The following is an 18119-nucleotide window of genomic DNA, read 5'->3' as shown; positions in this document are numbered from 1 at the left end:
TACTTCCTAATTTTTTAAAAACTGATCTACAAATAATTTTGCTTCAGAACTTGGGTTTGCAACCTGTTCTGAAGCATTTTTTTTATGCTTAAAATACGTTTCTTCGAATAAAGTATCTTTCTTTAATGCAGCCAAAATATATTCTTGAACCCAATATTCAAAACGTTTTTCCGCCTGTTCCTTACGAACTTCTTCAAATCTATTGTTTTTTTTCTTTAAACTAATGAAATCATCAATTTTTTCGTAAACATCGGTTAAGCCAACATTATTTAAAGCGGAACCAAGCAAAACCTGAACTTTCCAATCTTTTTCTTTTTGCGGAATAAAATCTAAGGCACGTTTCAGCTCAAGTCGGGTATTTTTTGCTTTTTGAAGATTGTCTTCATCAACTTTATTGATGAAAATTACATCGGTCATTTCCATAATTCCTCGTTTGATGCCTTGTAATTCATCTCCGCCACCAATAATTTTTAGAAACAGAAAAACATCTGTAATATCTGCAACCAAAATTTCAGATTGTCCAACACCTACCGTTTCAATCAAAATATAATCGTAACCGGCTGCTTCACAAATGAGCATGGTTTCAAATGTAGCATTCGCAACTCCACCCAAAAAACCAGAACTTGGAGAAGGACGAATGAAGGCGTTGTCTTGTTTAGAAAGTTCTTCCATCCTCGTTTTATCTCCCAAAATACTTCCTTTGTTGATTGCCGAACTAGGGTCAATTGCCAAAACCGCAACTTTTTTACCTTTAGAAATCGCCAAAAGACCAAAGCTTTCAATAAATGTAGATTTTCCTGCGCCTGGAACTCCGGTAATTCCTACACGAACAGAATTTCCGGTAAAAGGCATAATCATTTTCAACAATTCTTCAGCTTGTTGTCTGTGTTCTGCTTTTTTACTTTCAATTAAAGTGATGGCTTTTGCAATTAAGCGTTTGTTGCCATTGCGGATGCCTTCATAAAGTTCTTGTGTGGAGATTTTCATTAATTCAAAAATAAAAAAATAAAATGCAAAATCGTTTTATAAAAGTGCTTAATTTTAATGTTTCTAAATTAAATTTTCACCAAGCTTTATCAAAGGCGAAACATTAAATTTGTTTATAAAATTTGTAAAAAATGAGAAAAATTCTTGCATCGGCGTTTTTAGCCGCACTTTTCATCACCTCATGTACGCCAAAATCTACGGCTACAACTGCTGCTCCCGCTGCTGCAACGAGTACAGCTGAGCAAATAGCACAAGGGAAAACGATTTTCGAAAACTCGTGCAAAAAATGTCATAAACTTCCTGAAGTAGACAAATTTACTTCTGTACAGTGGGTTGGAATTATGAATTCTATGGCTCCAAAAGCAAGACTTACCGACGAGCAACATCAATGGGTGTACGATTATATCGTTTCTGCACAAACGAAATAATTTTTTAGATAAAATATAAACCAGCCTTTCAAAATTTCTTGAAAGGCTGGTTTTTTATTTTGTATAAACCTAACAGGTTTTTAAAACCGGCTAGGTTTAATTTAGGCTCTCAACAAAGAGTATAAAAAATCCCTTTCTTTATAATTGAAAGGGATTTTATATTGATTTTGAATTTTCTTTTACACCGTAGGTTTCCAGTCCACCACCGCTCTGATAAATGCTTCTGCATTTTCAACAGGGATGTTTGGTAAAATACCATGACCTAAATTGGCGATGTATTTCTCTTTTCCGAAACGGTTAATCATTTCAGTTACCATTTTTTTGATGGTTTCTGGGCTTGAATGAAGTCTGGAAGGATCAAAATTACCTTGAAGTGTAACTGAATTATTCGTAAGTTTTCTAGCCATTTCTGGGCTTACTGTCCAGTCAACACCTAAAGCAGAAGCTTTAGAATTCGTCATATCTTCTAGAGCAAACCAACATCCTTTTCCGAAAACAACAACGTGTGTTAATGGTGCTAAAGCTTCAACAATTTGGTTGATGTACTGCCAAGAAAACTCCTGATAATCGGCTGGAGAAAGCATTCCTCCCCAAGAATCGAAAACTTGAACCGCAGAAACGCCTTTTTCAACTTTTCTTTTTAGGTAAGCAATCGTTGTATCGGTAATTTTTTGTAATAATTTGTGCGCCGCTTCTGGCTGAAGGAAACAGAAAGATTTTGCAATATTAAAATCTTTAGAACCTCTTCCTTCAATACAATAACAGAAAATTGTCCAAGGTGAACCCGCGAAACCAATTAAAGGAATGTTATTGTCTAGTTTTTGTAATGTTAATTCAATGGCGTCGAAAACGTATCCTAAAGTATCATTTACATCGGGAACAACCACGTTTTCCACCTGCTCTGCAGTTCTGATTGGGTTTTCCAACCAAGGTCCAACAGATTCTTTCATTTTAAAATCGATTCCCATCGCTTGCGGAACTACCAAAATATCAGAGAATAAAATCGCTGCATCTAAAGGAAATCTTCTAATAGGCTGTACCGTGATTTCTGAAGCAAGTTCCGGAGTTTGGCATCTTGTGAAGAAGTCGTATTGGTCACGAAGTGCGATAAATTCAGGTAAGTATCTTCCTGCCTGTCTCATCATCCAAACGGGTGGTCTTTCTACAGTCTCACCACGAAGTGCTCTTAAATATAGGTCGTTTTTTATCATAATTTTTATTGAAAGCTGCCCGTGTTTAACAGAAATTTTAAGGTTTTATCTTTATTAAAGTTTCTTTTAACACCGACAATAAATTTAAAAGAGAGTTTTCTTGGCTTGTGAAAACCTCTGTTTTTGTATGTTTTTTCAATTCTTTAGTAGTGGTTTCTCCTATCGAAAAAAGCATTGTATTTTCTAAAGAATTATTTTCCGCAAAACTACGAACTCCACTCGGGCTAAAAAAAACTATTGCATGATATTTTTCAGTGATTTTGGGTTTCAGCGATTTTGTTTCATAAACTACCACTTTTTTGTACTCAATATTCTGAAGCGGAAGGTCTTTGTCTAAAACATCAAGTGCTAGATTTCCACAAAAATGAATGAATTTTTCCTGAGAACAATTTTCAACAATAAATTGAGATAATGTTTCTGCATTTTTTAAAACTTTGAATGTTCCAAAACCGTTTTTGCGAAGTTCCTTTTTCGTTTTTTCGCCTACGCAATAGATTTTGTTGTATTGAGGTGAAGTAAAATCTTCATCCGCTTGAAATTTATTTTCGAAGAATGCTTTCACGCCATTTGCACTGGTAAAAATGAGTGAGTTGTTTTTTAAATCAAAGGGTTTTACAGGAAGAGATTGGGTTTTAATGACTTCAAGAGTTTCCACCAAAAAATCATTGCCTAACTTTTCTGAAAGGTATTTGTGGTCGATATTTTTAAGAAATAAAACCTTTATCATGGTCTACTTTTTAGCTTCAAATCAGCTACTTTTTGTCTTACTTTCGTCATGAATTCATTTCCGGGGTCTTCTTTTCCTGTAAAATATTTCGGGTCTGATTCTTTCCAAAGTTTCGAATTTCTAAACACTCCATATTCTGAATGACCGATGAGGTATTCTATTTTATATTTTTGAGTTAAAAGTCTAATTAGCTTTTCGTTTGCAATCACTTGTTTGTCGGTAAGAGGTTGTGTTTTGCTTCCGATATTTTCAATTCCGATGGCGCAGTAATTTAAACCAATCGTATGTCTCGCAAATTGTGTAGGTTCCATTAATTGATAAACCGTTCCGTCTCTATCGATAATGTATTGTGAAGAAACATTCAGCGTACTTTGCTTTTTTAAAGTATTTCTGGCACTTTCTAAATGAGTATTGTTGAAGTATTTAAAATTGCTTTCCACAGAACCTCCCGCTGTGTAATGCAGCACGATAATTTTAGGCTCAATTGTGGGTGTTTTTTTTACAATTCCGTGATGGTCTTTTAAATATTCTAAACTCAATTGAACACGCTCCGCAGAATAATTAATTGGCTTTGAAACAATTTTTAAATCTGAATTTTGAGCAGAAATATGATGTAAAATCAATAAAAAAAGTGCGAAAAACAGTTTCTTCATCGTCATTTATTTTGAATAAGAATAATGTCCGGTAATCGTAAAATTGAAAAGACAGTCTTCCATAACTTGTCCGCCGCCAATGTTGTGAACAATCATGTATCTTTTTCCGTCTTTAGATTTTCTGTTGACAACCAGCCCGATGTGTGTAAGATTTCCGGGTAAAACCCACGTCACAATATCTCCTGGAACATAAAGTTCTGGCTTGGTTTCAATGGATTTTGTTTTTCCAAATTTTGCAAAGAAAACCTGTAAATTAGGCACTCTTCTGTGGTCGATATTGGTGTCTGGTTTTTTAAGACCGTATTTTTTTGGATATTTTGAAAAGTTTTTCGCCATATCTTCATGCACTTCTTTTTGAAGGTCGATGCCAACTTTTCGGTATGCTCGAATGATAACATCTGTGCAAACTCCTTTGTCTGCAGGAACGTCTCCGTTGGGATATTTAATCGTAACGTAACTTGGGTCGTAAGTTACCTTCGTTTTTGTTAGGCTAATTGCAGCATTAGAAAGTTGTTGTGCAAACTGATTTTGTGCTTTCCCGAAAAAAACAAAAAGAGCGACAAAGAAAATGGTTAAGTGCTTTTTCATTGAATTGGTTTTTGATAAAACGTACGTTCGTAGTTAATAGTATCAAAGATAAAAAATTTACGTTCTCGCAGACATTACAGAGTGGGTTGATGAAAATTATCTGCAAAATCACTCTTGTTTTATGAGAACATTAACTTAGTAAATACTCGAAAAAGCAATAGTAAAGGTTTAAATCTGGCTTTTAATTTCCGTCATCAATTCTTTACCTCCGTTTTCAAGCACAATTTGAGCATATTTTTTACCGAAGTTTACATCAACGATGTATTCAAAATTTTCTTCAGTAGCGATAAAGTTTTTACCATCTAAAGAACATAAACCTGCTTTGAAACGGATTTGGTCTTCAGAAATTTCAGCAAACGCCCCAATTGGCGCAGTACAACCTCCTTCTAAAGTGCTCAGGAAATTTCTTTCAATCTCTACACAGATTTGAGTGTCTTCATGATTAATTTTTGCTAAAATTTCGTTGATTTCCTTTTTGTCTGAATGTCCCGCAACCGTTACAACACCTTGCGAAGGAGCCGGAATCATGAACGGAATCATCTCGTAATCGATATTCATGTTCATTCTTTTAATTCCTGCCAAAGATAAAATTGTAGCGTCGAAATCTTGCTCTTCTAATTTTTGAAGTCTGGTTTGGATGTTTCCTCTAATATCGAAAAACTCTGTTTCTGGATAATGTTTTTTCCAGAAAGCTCTTCTTCTTAAACTGCTTGTTGCTAATTTTAGCTCGTGAAGTTCTTTGTTTTTTGCCGATTTTCTTCGGATTAAAACATCTTGAGGAAAATCTCTTTCAAGATACGCCACCAATTCGATGTTGTCCGGAAGTTTTGTAGGAACATCTTTTAATGAATGTACAGCAATGTCGATCTCGTCATTCAACAACGCAACATCTAAATCTCTTGTGAAAACACCTGTAATTCCTAATGAATAAAGAGGTTGGTTCAGGTTTTTATCGCCTGACGAAACAATGGGAACAATCTCTGTAGTGTAATTTAGTTGATGCAATTTTTCAGCTACTTCTTCTGCTTGCCAAAGTGCAAGAGCGGAGTTTCTCGTTCCTATTCTAATGTTTTTCATTGAATTCATTGTTGGGTTGTTCTACCAAGATTTCGTGCATTAATTTGCTGATTTCTTCGGCTTTCAAAGGATTATCTATGATGTATTTCGCAAATCGATTGGTAATTTTCTGAATCATTTTATCAGAAAGCGCCATATCGGTTACGTCGATATATTTATTTTTCTTGTAAAAATTGTGCATTTCATTGCGTTCCATATTTTTAAGAACCGCTTTGAAATGATGAATATTCGGTGCTAATTTTCTCTTTTTTTCCCATTCAAGAAAATCTTTGCTCATTTCTTTGATGATTTTTTCAGCCTTCGGAATTTCTTTTTCTCTTTGCTGAATGGTTTCCTGAATTTGCTTTGAAAGTTCATCCACATCAATCAAAGTTACGTTTTCAAGTGCTGAAACAGCTGTGTCAACATTATTTGGGATTGATAAATCGATAACCAAAGTTTCTTTTCCAGACGAGAAATGAGAAGTATTGATGATAGGCGTTTTTGCACCGGTTGCTACAATAAGAATGTCTGTGTTTTCTAACTCTTTCTCAAAATCGTTGTAATCGATGTTGGGAATGTTGTATTTCTCAGAGATTTTTGCAGCTTTCTCCTTTGTTCTGTTGGCGATTTTAATTTTCGGCTGATAAACGTGTTTTACCAAGTTTTCTACCGTGTTTTGGCCGATTTCACCAACACCCAAAAGAAGAATGTTTTTTTCGTTAATTCTTTTTTGATTGTTTAAGATATAATGTACAGCAGCGTAAGAAACAGAAGCGGCTCCGTTGGAAATTCCAGTTTCGTTTTTAATTCTTTTTGAAATTTGAATCGCAGAATTAATAGATCTTTCAAGGAAAGGATTCGAATTTTGTCTTTCCTTTTTAAATCTTGCGTAGGCTTTTTTAATTTGCCCGATGATTTCAAAATCACCAATAATTTGGCTTTCAAGACCTGCAGCAACTCTGAAAAGATGCTTCAGTGCTTCTTCTTTTGTAAGGATATTGGCAAACTGCAAAAAGTCTGTAAGTTGTACGCCAATAGTCTTGCAATATTCTTCCGCAATAAGGAGGTAATTGTTTGTGGTAGTGTAGATTTCTGTACGGTTGCAGGTAGATACAACGAATGCATCACCCAAGTCCTGCTCGTGAACTTTAGCAACAAAACCTTTGATGTTGTCATCAAAAAACGCAAATTTCCCTCTTGTCTCGACATCTGCCTTTTCGTAGCTAATAGAAAGCACTGCAAAATTGGATGTCTGATGTACTGTAGAATACTGTATCATAAACAGGTGCAAATTTAATTATTTTTTATCAAAGCGTTTTGTGATAATATAAATGATAAATATCGTAAAAAGCTATTTATAATGATGATAAACAATAGAAAATTTGTTGAATTTTTATAACTCCTCTGTTAAGGGAACTTTGAAAATTTAATAAAATTTTAACCAAATAATTTTGAATGAGATTTTATCGCTAGTCTTAAATTTATATCTTTGTAAACTTAAATCAGCAGAAAATTATGGGATTATTCGATATGTTTACGCAAGAGATTGCGATAGACTTAGGAACCGCAAATACTCTTATCATACATAATAATAAAATTGTTATTGACCAACCTTCTATAGTGGCTATCGAGCGTTCTACAGGAAAGCCAATAGCAGTAGGGGAGCAAGCGAAGCACATGCAGGGAAAAACTCACGAAGACATTAAAACCATCCGACCTTTGAAGGATGGTGTAATCGCAGATTTCCACGCATCAGAACATATGATTAAAGAATTTATCAAAAAAATACCTGGGATTAAAGGTAAATTCATACAACCAGCTTTAAGAATTGTAATTTGTATCCCTTCGGGAATTACAGAGGTTGAGAAAAGAGCAGTAAGAGATTCTGCACAAAAAGTAAATGCAAAAGAAGTACGTTTAATCTACGAACCAATGGCAGCTGCAATTGGGGTTGGTATAGACGTTCAGAAGCCTGAAGGAAACATGATTATCGATATAGGTGGTGGTACTACCGAAATCGCTGTTGTTGCTTTAGGAGGTATCGTTTGCGATAAATCTGTTAAAATTGCAGGAGACGTATTTACAAACGATATTGCGTATTATTTAAGAACGCATCACAACTTATACATCGGGGAAAGAACTGCAGAAAGAGTGAAAATTGAAGTGGGTTCTGCTGTAGAAGATTTAGATGTAGATATCGACGATATTCCGGTACAAGGTAGAGATTTGATTACTGGGAAACCAAAAGAAATTATGGTGGGGTATAAAGAAATTGCCCGTGCTTTAGATAAATCAATCATCAGAATTGAGGATTCTGTAATGGAAACTCTTTCACTTACTCCGCCAGAATTGGCTGCAGATATTTACAAAACAGGTATCTATCTTGCAGGTGGTGGTGCTCTTTTAAGAGGTTTGGCAGACAGACTTCACAAAAAGACAGGTCTTCCAGTATTTGTTGCAGAAGATCCGCTGAGAGCCGTTGTACGTGGTACTGGGATTGCCCTTAAGAATATGGATAAATTCAATTTCTTAATTAAATAATTTTAACTTTTTTACGACATTATATCTGAATGGGATTTTTGCTGAGAATTTTTTCGAAGAATGCTCTATTTATCTTCTTTGTTTTTCTGCAGATTATTGCTCTTGTTCTGATATTTTCTAAAAATGCAATGCAGAAATCTTGGCTTGCAGGGCAAAGTGCTGCCTTTAATGCCTGGGTTTCTGGATATATTGATGAAGGGGTTTCTTATCTGAAACTAAAGCAAATAAACGAAGACCTCGTCGCTCAAAACAAAGTTTTGATGACACAGCTTTACGGAAAAGAATTTGCGAAAAACCCGATGTTCAGAAAAGTACATGATACTGTAGGAGGAGGGCAGATTTATACATTTGTAGACGGAGATATCGTATCGAACAGCATCAACCGTAGAAATAATTATTTTACCATCAATAGAGGGAGAAGAGACGGTGTTTATCCTCAAATGGGAGTAATGGCGCCTAAAGGAATTGCTGGGATTGTAATCAATTCTACCGATTCTTACGCTTTGGTTCAATCGGTTCTAAGTATCAAGAATATTAGAGTAAATGCTGCTCTTAAAAAATCTGGCTACTTTGGAACTCTTACTTGGAAAGGAGACAATTCTAGAGTAATGCACCTTGCCGATATTCCTAAATATGTTTCGGTAAGAGTGGGTGACACGATTGTAACTGACGGAAAATCTGCGATTTTTCCGCAAGGAATAATGATTGGAAAAGTGGCAGGATATTCCGTAGATAACCAAACTGGGTTTTGGGATATTTCCGTAGAACTTAGCGAAAAAATGGGAGCTTTAAGTAAAATCTATGTGGTTAAAAATCTGAAAAAAGCAGAGGTGCAAAAAATTCAGGATACGCTACAAGCTGTAATTAAAAAAGAAAATGATTAGCAGAACTTTATTTACCGACCTTTTGATCATGATCTTTTTGGTGGCACTTCAGGTTTTTGTGCTCAACAAAATAACACTTTTCGGGATTTATACTCCGGTTATTTATCCTGTGTTTGTTATGTTTTATCCCTTTTTTAGAAATCAGTTTCAGTTTTTAGCATTAAGTTTTCTCATTGGTTTCACGATAGATGTTATACTGCATTCTGGTGGTAATAACGCTTTTGCGACTACAATGATAGCATATTTTAGAACCTTAATTTTTAGAACTTCTACAGATACTTCTACAGACTTTTTCTCATTTCAGTCGTTACAGTGGAGCCAGTTTTTGCTCTTTCTTTTTACAAGTATCTTTTTGCATCAATTAGCGGTGCAGTATATAGAATTTTTCAAATTCAGCAGAATTTTTGAAATATTCCTTAATGTGTTGGTAACAAGTGTAATTTCGTTTATATTTATCATTATTTACGCATTAATCTTTAAAATCAAACAAAAAGTTTGAATACACGCTATTTAAAAATTTTTTCCGCACTCGTAATAATTGCCCTTATTTTTGTGGCAAGACTTTCCTATTTACAGCTGTTTACAGATAGATATGCGCTCAACGCAGCCAATACGTCTATTAAAACAGAATACATTATTCCGCAACGTGGGGTAATTTTTGACCGTAATGGTAAAATTTTGGTCGGAAACCAACCTGCCTACGAAATATCTTTCACCCAAGCTTTAATGAAGTCGGATTTTGATACCTTGGCTTTCTGCGGTTTAATGAAAATTTCTAAGCAAGATTTTATCAAAAAAATTGAGACGATAAAAAAGGAAAAATATTATTCTAAACTTACGCCAATGACTTTTCTGAAAGATTTAAGCAGAGAAGAGATTGCTAGAGTACAAGAAATTATTTTTAAATATCCTGCTTTTAATATTGTTTCACGCCCTCAAAGACAGTATGAGGTCTCTACTTCTGGAAACCTTTTAGGCTACACTAATGAAGTGAATGATAGTGATATTAAAAAAGATTCTACCTATTATCTTCCGGGAGACTTTATTGGAAAAGCGGGTATAGAAAAAGCCTACGAAAAAGAGCTTCGTGGAGTAAAAGGAGTACACTATATTCAGAAAGATATTAAACTCAGAAATGTAGGTCCATACAAAAACGGTTCTCTAGACAAAGAAGTGGTTACAGGGAAAGATATTACTCTAACCATCGATTACGACCTTCAAAGAATGGCCGAAGAAATGTTGGTCGACAAACACGGCGCTGTTGTTGCCATCGACCCTAATAACGGTGAAGTTTTGGTTTCTGCAACCGGTCCCGATATTGATCCGAATCTTTTTACAGGACCCAATAAGTCTAAAAATCTTTACAGACTTTCTAAAGATACCATTTACGAAAACAAACCAACCTTTGATCGTGCTCTTCAAGCCGCATATCCTCCAGGTTCTACCTTTAAATTGTTAACCGCTTTGGCTGCAATGCAAATGGGAGTGATGGACGAGAAAACTATTTTTCCTTGTGGAGGAGGGTTTTATTATCGAGGCAAAAGAATTAAAGGTCACGGCGGAGCAGATCCGTTGATTCCGGCAATACAGGTTTCAAGCAACTGTTTCTTCACGTATGCATTTATTGCGATCATTAAAAAATATCCTGGGAATCCTTCAAAAGGAGTTGATGAATGGAAAAAAATCATGAGCAGTTTTGGTGTTGGGGAATTTTTAAATAACGATTTTGCAGTAGGTGCAAAAGGTAGAATTCCTTCGGGAGATTTCTACGAAAAACGCTTTAAAGCCATTATGAAAGCTAACGGATCTCAGAAAGTCGATTTCAAAAACTGGGATGAGATGCCAACCGGAGCAATTTATAACGGGATGGGGCAGGGCGATGTTTTGGTAACCCCAATTCAGTTGGCAAATTATGTTTCAGCAATTGCCAATCAAGGTTGGTACTACACGCCACATATTGTAAAAGCAATTGATGGAAAACCAAATCCTGATCCTAGATTTAAGAAAAAACATTACACACTTGTAGATAAGAAACATTTTGGGCCTGTTCTGAAAGGGATGGAAGCCGTAGTATTGCGTGGTACAGCTGCAGGTTTAAAATCGAGCGAATTTACTCAGTTGGCAAAAACAGGTACAGCACAGGTTCCACAAGGAAAAGATAACTCGATTTTTGTATTGATTGCTCCTGCTGAAAAACCAAAAATTGTTGTTGTGGCCGTAATGGAACATGCCGGTTTTGGAGCAACTTGGGCAGGCCCCGCTTGTACCGTAATTGCCGAAAAATACATCACAGGAGATCTAAAACGGGAGCATTTATACAAAAAAATGATTACTTCCAGCTTCATGCCGGAATATAAACGACAGTGGATTGCAGACCTTAAACGAAAAGGACTTTATAAGGAACCAAAACCAGATTCTTTAAAACTAAAAAGAATGAAAGACAGTCTGGAAATGGTAAAAAAACAAAAAGCAAAGCTTCAAGAGAAGGCTAAAGAAAAAGCTAAAACCCCTAAAAATTTATAACAATGAAGTGGACAGAAGGGATAGATAAACTTGGGATTGGTCTTTATGTATTGCTTTGCGTATTCGCGATTGCAAATATTTACAGTGTTGATCCTAAGTTGGGAGAAAAACAGCTTATTTTCTTCGGAATATCAATATTTGTAGGGTTAATTATATTTTTCAGCAGAAGCAAATTTTTTGAAAATCTTTCTGCCGTTTTCTACATTGGAGGCGTTTTGATGCTCGCAGGGTTACACGTTTTTGGAACCGAAATTTTAGGACAGAAAAACTGGTATAAATTTGGAGGTTTTACCATGCAGCCTGTAGAATTTGCCAAAATTGGAACAGCATTAATGTTGGCAAGTTATGTTTCTGGAGCCGATTTCAATTTAAAAAATAGAAAATCGTTACTAACGACTTTAGCCATTGTAGGAATTCCTGCAATTGTGGTTTTATCTATTCCAGATGTAGGATCGTTACTCGTTTTTACTGCATTTTTTATCGCTTTATATCGTGAGGGTTTAAGTGGATGGCTTTTTGGAGTTGTAGGCCTTTTTGCAGCCGTATTTTTAATTTCTTTAGCCATAAATCCTTTATATGTTGTTATCGTAATTGTACTTATTTACGGGATATTTATATTTTTAAATTACCACAGAATGTCTTGGGACGTTATTTCTATTGCAGGGATTGCTGGTTCTTTACTATTACTTTGTGGTCTGGCTTTTGGAACACCGTATGTGTTAGAAAAATTACCCAAACACCAAAGAGAAAGAATTGAGGTGTTATACAAAGGAGAAAAGGCATTTAGAGATACTTCCGGATATAATTTGCTGTATTCTAAAACAGCCATCGGTTCTGGTGGGATTTTCGGGAAAGGATATAGAGAAGGTTCCGTTACTCAGGGAAAATTCGTTCCAGAGCAAGAAACAGACTATATTTTCTGTACAGTTGGAGAAGAGTGGGGCTTTGTAGGAAGTGTGGTTTTGGTACTTTGCTACATGGTGTATATTGGTCGGATTTATTACCTCGCAGAACAGCAAAAATCTACATTTAACAGGGTTTTTGGTTATAGTTTTGCGTCTATTCTTTTGATGCACTTTTCAATCAATTTAGGGATGGTTATGGGCTTGTTTCCAACGGTGGGTATTCCTTTGCCGTATTTTAGTTATGGAGGAAGTTCACTTCTCGCGTTCTCAATAATGACTTTTATTTTCTTTAAACTCAATTACGCAGATAAAAATAGTTTGGTGTAGAAAAGGTAGGATTGAGAAACAGGAGGATGGAAGCTTTCAAACATTCTGAAGATTTTATCCTAAGAAAACTTAGCTCCTTAATAATTCTTAATGGTTTAAATAAATTTTACTAAAAAGATCTAAAGTCTTTGAAAATCCAGTTAATTTTCAGGAAAATATAATGAGCACAAATTACATTTCAGACCAAGAATACAATCATTTAAATTTTGCTGAATCACCTTTAAACATTGGTGAATATGAAAACTGTGTTTTTAGAAACTGCAATTTTGAATACGCCGATTTTTCTGCTTTTAACTTTAATGATTGCGAGTTTATCGATTGTAATCTGAATATGGCTAAAGTAATGGTAACCGCCTTTCGTGAGGTATTTTTTAAAGACTCAAAAATTTTAGGTGTAGATTTTAGCAGTTGTAATGATTTTGGTTTTGCGGTACGTTTTGAAAATTGCCAACTCACCAATTCTGTTTTTTATAAATCTTCTCTGAAAAAAACGGTGTTTAAAGATTGTATTTTGAGAGAAGTCGATTTTTCTGAGGCTGATTTACGAAACGCTGTTTTTTCAAATTCTGACCTTTCCGGAGCTGTTTTCGATAGAACGAATTTGGAACAAACCGATTTTAGAACCGCTTTTGGATTTGCGTTTAACCCAGATAACAATAAAATGAAAGGCGCAAAATTTTCAGCTTCGAACGTATCTGGGCTTTTGCATCATCATAAAATTGTGATTGATAAGAGTACATAAAAAAACCACCCTTTTGAGGTGGTTTTATATATCTAAATTTCGATTAGTTAATCAAATCAAATCTTGCATATTCTGCAATTTTTTTTGGAAGTTTAATTCCTTCTTCTGTCTGATTATTTTCAAGCAATGCAGCCATAATTCTTGGTAAAGCCATTGCAGAACCATTCAAAGTATGCACCAATTGAGATTTTCCGTCTGCTTTGTAACGGCACTTCAAACGGTTTGCCTGGAAAGTTTCAAAGTTTGAAACTGAAGAAACTTCCAACCATTTTTCTTGTGCAGCACTCCAAACTTCAAAATCGTAAGTCATTGCCGAAGCAAAACCTGTATCGCCACCACAAAGTCTTAAAACTCTGTACGGAAGCTCAAGGTCAGTTAAGATTTCTTTGATGTGTTCTACCATTTCTTCCAAAACAGCGTAAGAATTTTCTGGTTTTTCAATTCTTACAATTTCTACTTTTTCGAATTGGTGAAGACGGTTCAAACCTCTTACGTGAGCGCCGTAACTTCCTGCTTCTCTTCTGTAACACTGTGAAAATGCTGTGTTTTTGATTGGCAAATCTTTCTCATCAAACAAAACATCACGATACAAATTCGTCACAGGAACTTCCGCAGTTGGGATTAAATATAAATCGTCTGCCTGAATATAATACATTTGTCCTTCTTTGTCTGGCAATTGCCCGGTTCCGTATCCTGAAGCTTCGTTTACAACGTGAGGCGGATTTACTTCCATATATCCTTTCTCCACATTTTTATCTAAGAAATACTGAACCAAAGCTCTCTGCAATCTTGCTCCTTTTCCTAAATAAACAGGGAAACCTGCACCAGCGATTTTCACACCTAGTTCAAAGTCGATAAGGTTGTATTTTTTTGCTAATTCCCAATGTGGAATTGCACCTTCACCTAAACCTTCCACGTCGTGAGATTGATAAATAGTTTCGTTATCGTCTGCAGAAACTCCACTTTTTACCAATTCGTAAGGGATGTTTGGAATTTGATATAAAATATCTAATAAAGCTTTTTCTTTAAGTTCAAGCTGAGATTTTAATTCGGAAGTCGATTCTTTGTACTGAGCGGTTTTAGATTTTGCTGCTTCAGCTTCTTCTTTTTTCCCTTCTTTCATTAAAAGACCAATCTCTTTGGAGATTTTATTGATTTCCGAAAGCTGAGAATCTAGCTCAAACTGAATTTTTTTTCTTTCTTCGTCGGTAGCAATTGCTTCGTCTACCAACCCAAGATTCTTGAAATGTCTTTTCTGAAGACCTTCTAAAACGCGTTCCTTATTGTCGCGCAAAAAATTAACCTGTAACATATATGTTTATAGTTTTTTGGTTTAAAATTTATGGTTTTAAGTTAAAAGTAATAAAACTTTAGACATTAAACTTTAAACTGTTCCTGCAAATTTAATTTATTTTGTAATAGTAAATGTGTTTCCGGATGTAGGAGTTTTAGTAAAAACCTCGTTGTTGTTGTACCAAACCTTACGAATTTCAAAACGGGAAGGCGACCAATTGTATTGAATTTCCATTGTATCTGAAACCGCTTGGTATAGTGTGTCATTAATTTTCTGACTCATGTTTAAAGCAATTTTAGACTGATAAATCCTGTTGTCTTGGGCGTCTGAAGAAAGTAGCCTTCTTGTTGCACTTGCTGTATATTCTATGTTGTAAGTAGAATCTGTTTGCATTGTAGGACCAGAAAATGTAACGGGAGAACTGTCGTTTTCCCCAAAAACATCATTCATAGAAATGCTAGAATACGCGCCAACATTGGTGGGGTGCAAAAGGTCGTTTCCTGCCGCATCTTTTATGTAAAAAGTCATGACTTGGTCTATCTCCTGTAAAACTTCATCATCACTGTTACAGCTAAGAAGTGCTAAAACCGAAACCGTTATTCCCCAAAAAGATTTCTTCATACTACAAAGGTAAACTATTTATTCAAGCTGAAAAACATCCGCAATTCATCATTTAGCATCGTTTAAACAAAATATTTCTGATACCACAATTCAAAAGTCACGAGTTGCCAGATTTTAACGCAGTCGTACACGTCGTTTTGGTTATTCCACCATTGGTCTATAATTTCTGGATTAAAGAAATTTCTTTTTTTCAGACTTTCTAAATTTTCGTCAATAAAAACTCTCACTTTTTCCTCATTTTTAATAAAATAAGAAAGTGGAAACGAAAAACCTCGTTTTGGCATGTTTAAAACTTCTTTTGGAAGGTATTTTTTTGCAACTTTCCTGAGTAATGGTTTGTTTTGAACGCCATTGTATCTGAAATTTTCTGGTAAAGTAGCAACATAATCAATCAATTCGTTACTTAAATACGGATAACGAAATTCTACACCATATTTCATCGCGCTCAAATCGTCCCGGAAAACGTGGTGAGAAGACAAAGAATATTTCATGTCATATTCAAAATAGCCTTTGTAATTTTTACTGTCAGAAAGATGATATTTACCTAAATTTTGCTCGATTTCTTTGAAAATGGAAGGATTTATTATCAATTTAGCTTCATTTGGCTTCATTCCGACCTGACTTTGTCTGAAAAAATCAAACATGAAATCTTGAGAAAAATAGTTTTTTACTTTCTCCGAAAAAGCATTTTTAGTGAAAATAAAATGTTTTACAAAATTGAAATTTCTAAGCAATAACCATTTTTTTAGTTTTAATGAATGGCTGTACCCTGCGAAAAGTTCATCGGCGCCATTTCCGCTTAAAACGACTTTAAAACCTAAGTTTTTAGCGTATTCTGCTGCATTCATCAACACTTCAAGACTGGAATAAGGTTCTTCAAAATGTTGTATATTTTCCTTTAAATCTGTCAAAACATCATCATCGCTCACTTTTTTAATATGATGCTTAATGTCTAAATTTTTTGCCACTAAAGACGCGTTTTTTACTTCGTCCTCAGAAAATTGATACGAAATCGTAAACGCATTAATGTCATTTTTAAAAGGCTTCGCTTTGGAAGTGATAAGGGTAGAATCAATTCCGCCGCTCATCATACTTGTAACCGGAACATCGGCGTACAACTGTTCAGAAACACTTTTAGCAAGCAATTCATCAATTTTAGTGATGGCTTTTTCTTCAGAATCTTGGTTGTTTTTAATGGAAGGAAGTTTCCAAAATGTTTCTTTTATTATCGAATGGTTTTCAAGATGAATCGTCATTAAAGAACCTGGTTCGAGAGAAAAAATTCCTTTAAAACAGGTTTCCGGAGCTAAAGTAGTTTGGAAAAGGAAGTTCGTGTAAACGCCATTCCAGTTGATTTCAGGTTTTACCCATTCGTTTTTCAACAAAGCTTTGATTTCTGATGCCCAAACCAAACCGTTTTCATTTTGAGTATAAAAAAGAGGTTTTAACCCAATTCGGTCACGGCTAAGAATTATTTTTTTCTTTGGGATATCTACAATGCAAATCGAAAACATCCCGTCGAGTTTTTCAAAAACCGAGTTTCCCCATTTTTGATACCCTTTTAAAATAACTTCCGTATCTGAGTTGCTTTTGAAGCTTACGTTCTCATTTTCAAGTTGTTTCCTGAGTGTTTTGAAGTTGTAAATTTCTCCGTTGAAGGTAATGGTAATTTCTCCGTCGTCAGAATTCATCGGTTGATGACCGTTCTCGGAAAGGTCTACAATTGAAAGTCTTCGAAAACCGAGCGCAATTTTTGACATTTCTTCTTCAAGAATCGGGAGCAGACTTTTTATTTTTTCAGTTGAATCTTTTCCAGAAAAATTGTGAGTTTTTAAACCATCAGAAAGCCAAAAACCTTCATCATCGGGGCCGCGATGTTGTATGGCAAAGTTCATCGCCAAAATATTTCGGGACGAAATGTTGTCTTTAAACGCAAAATAACCGCAAATGCCACACATAATGAAACCTATTTTATTCTTTTAACACAAAAGATGGAGGTAAAAATACGGAAAACTGTGAGTTTTGAGTGAATTTACTTAGGATGTAAATTAAATTTATACTTTTTTGGGAATAGAGTATGTAAGTGATTATTCTACTATTATTTTTATAGTTCCTATGATTATGTCAGTTTTAGCATTTTCAACGGTTAGAATAAGCGTGTCTCCAATTTTTGCATCACAATGCCCTACATAAAAAGCTTCTCCGCAATATTCTCCGTTGTTTGTAATTATCCAATTACGATTTTTTGATAATTTAATCGATTCACTCCAAACAATTCTTCTGTAATTTTTATCTTCCATTTTAGTTGAAATCAAAAAGCCATAGAATTTTTGATACATAGATTTAGTAGAGTAGAATTTCTTCGATAAATTGGGAGTATTTTTCAAAGAGTCTCCTTCTATTTTTAGATTGAGGTTATCAGAAATAAATATGTTGTTTTTTATACATTTTTCTTTCGAATCGTAAGAATAATAATGTTCAAGAATAAAACTTCCTCTAAAAACTATTTGACTTATAAAGTAATATAAGGTGGTGATTAATAGAATTATAAAGATTATTTTCTTGTGATTTTTGCTAAATGTTGCCATTCATTGTATTTAAAGTTATCTACTTTTTTCTATTTAAATTT

General features: G+C 34.8%; 18 protein-coding genes. 7 read left to right on the top strand and 11 right to left on the bottom strand.

Annotation, left to right across the window (positions count from 1 at the left end):
- Positions 1–6 precede the first annotated feature (6 nt).
- The gene (meaB, locus tag AC2A1D_RS09980; RefSeq protein ID WP_484043497.1) at positions 7–987 is read right to left on the bottom strand and encodes a methylmalonyl Co-A mutase-associated GTPase MeaB; all 981 of its coding nucleotides are present in this window, start codon (positions 985–987) and stop codon (positions 7–9) included.
- A 131-nt stretch (positions 988–1118) separates the two neighbouring features.
- On the opposite strand from meaB, the gene AC2A1D_RS09975 reads away from it, so the two are divergent.
- A complete protein-coding gene (locus AC2A1D_RS09975; protein ID WP_484043496.1) occupies positions 1119–1415 on the top strand; it encodes a cytochrome C in 297 nt (98 codons plus the stop codon).
- Between the two features lie 179 nt (positions 1416–1594).
- On the opposite strand, the gene hemE is transcribed toward AC2A1D_RS09975, so the two are convergent.
- From hemE to hemA, 6 genes are all read right to left on the bottom strand, one after another.
- Positions 1595–2626, bottom strand: coding sequence for a uroporphyrinogen decarboxylase (gene hemE / locus AC2A1D_RS09970; RefSeq protein WP_484043495.1), 1032 nt, complete (start codon positions 2624–2626; stop codon positions 1595–1597).
- Between the two features lie 37 nt (positions 2627–2663).
- Positions 2664–3353, bottom strand: coding sequence for a uroporphyrinogen-III synthase (locus tag AC2A1D_RS09965; protein WP_484043494.1), 690 nt, complete (start codon positions 3351–3353; stop codon positions 2664–2666).
- On the bottom strand, positions 3350–4006 hold the full coding sequence (locus AC2A1D_RS09960; protein WP_484043493.1) for a peptidoglycan recognition protein family protein: 657 nt from the start codon (positions 4004–4006) through the stop codon (positions 3350–3352). Before AC2A1D_RS09960 ends, AC2A1D_RS09965 begins: the two co-directional genes overlap by 4 nt.
- Positions 4007–4012: 6 nt before the next feature.
- On the bottom strand, positions 4013–4594 hold the full coding sequence (locus tag AC2A1D_RS09955; RefSeq protein ID WP_484043492.1) for a DUF1287 domain-containing protein: 582 nt from the start codon (positions 4592–4594) through the stop codon (positions 4013–4015).
- A gap of 168 nt (positions 4595–4762) precedes the next feature.
- Complete coding sequence (gene hemC, locus AC2A1D_RS09950; RefSeq protein ID WP_484043491.1) at positions 4763–5671, bottom strand: hydroxymethylbilane synthase; 909 nt, start codon at positions 5669–5671, stop codon at positions 4763–4765.
- Positions 5658–6932, bottom strand: coding sequence for a glutamyl-tRNA reductase (gene hemA / locus AC2A1D_RS09945; protein WP_484043490.1), 1275 nt, complete (start codon positions 6930–6932; stop codon positions 5658–5660). The genes hemC and hemA overlap by 14 nt, the downstream gene beginning before the upstream one ends.
- Positions 6933–7168: 236 nt before the next feature.
- Here hemA and AC2A1D_RS09940 point away from each other — a divergent pair, with 236 nt between their 5' ends.
- From AC2A1D_RS09940 to AC2A1D_RS09915, 6 genes are all read left to right on the top strand, one after another.
- Positions 7169–8194, top strand: a complete 1026-nt coding sequence (locus AC2A1D_RS09940; protein ID WP_484043489.1) for a rod shape-determining protein — start codon at positions 7169–7171, stop codon at positions 8192–8194.
- Positions 8195–8223: 29 nt separating this feature from the next.
- Positions 8224–9078 carry a rod shape-determining protein MreC gene (gene mreC, locus AC2A1D_RS09935; protein WP_484043488.1) on the top strand — a complete coding sequence of 285 codons (855 nt, stop codon included), beginning with the start codon at positions 8224–8226 and terminating at the stop codon, positions 9076–9078.
- A complete protein-coding gene (locus AC2A1D_RS09930; protein WP_484043487.1) occupies positions 9071–9577 on the top strand; it encodes a rod shape-determining protein MreD in 507 nt (168 codons plus the stop codon). The genes mreC and AC2A1D_RS09930 overlap by 8 nt, the downstream gene beginning before the upstream one ends.
- Entirely contained in the window at positions 9574–11601 is a 2028-nt protein-coding gene (locus tag AC2A1D_RS09925; RefSeq protein ID WP_484043486.1) for a peptidoglycan D,D-transpeptidase FtsI family protein, read from the top strand. The genes AC2A1D_RS09930 and AC2A1D_RS09925 overlap by 4 nt, the downstream gene beginning before the upstream one ends.
- Before the next feature lie 2 nt (positions 11602–11603).
- The gene (gene rodA / locus AC2A1D_RS09920) at positions 11604–12833 is read left to right on the top strand and encodes a rod shape-determining protein RodA (protein ID WP_484043485.1); all 1230 of its coding nucleotides are present in this window, start codon (positions 11604–11606) and stop codon (positions 12831–12833) included.
- 160 nt (positions 12834–12993) lie between these two features.
- Positions 12994–13575, top strand: coding sequence for a pentapeptide repeat-containing protein (locus AC2A1D_RS09915; protein WP_484043484.1), 582 nt, complete (start codon positions 12994–12996; stop codon positions 13573–13575).
- 43 nt (positions 13576–13618) lie between these two features.
- On the opposite strand, the gene serS is transcribed toward AC2A1D_RS09915, so the two are convergent.
- The 4 genes from serS to AC2A1D_RS09895 all read right to left on the bottom strand — a co-directional run bounded on the left by serS (position 13619) and on the right by AC2A1D_RS09895 (position 18078).
- Positions 13619–14887 carry a serine--tRNA ligase gene (gene serS / locus AC2A1D_RS09910; protein WP_484043483.1) on the bottom strand — a complete coding sequence of 423 codons (1269 nt, stop codon included), beginning with the start codon at positions 14885–14887 and terminating at the stop codon, positions 13619–13621.
- A 96-nt stretch (positions 14888–14983) separates the two neighbouring features.
- On the bottom strand, positions 14984–15490 hold the full coding sequence (locus tag AC2A1D_RS09905; RefSeq protein ID WP_484043482.1) for a hypothetical protein: 507 nt from the start codon (positions 15488–15490) through the stop codon (positions 14984–14986).
- A gap of 62 nt (positions 15491–15552) precedes the next feature.
- Complete coding sequence (gene asnB / locus AC2A1D_RS09900; RefSeq protein WP_484043481.1) at positions 15553–17448, bottom strand: asparagine synthase (glutamine-hydrolyzing); 1896 nt, start codon at positions 17446–17448, stop codon at positions 15553–15555.
- A 129-nt stretch (positions 17449–17577) separates the two neighbouring features.
- Positions 17578–18078, bottom strand: coding sequence for a hypothetical protein (locus tag AC2A1D_RS09895; RefSeq protein WP_484043480.1), 501 nt, complete (start codon positions 18076–18078; stop codon positions 17578–17580).
- Positions 18079–18119: the final 41 nt, after the last annotated feature.

The organism is Chryseobacterium sp. HNCC26DJ239 (assembly GCF_057180445.1).
Note: the sequence above shows the minus strand (reverse complement) of the source record. Positions and strands in the feature narration are given on the sequence as shown.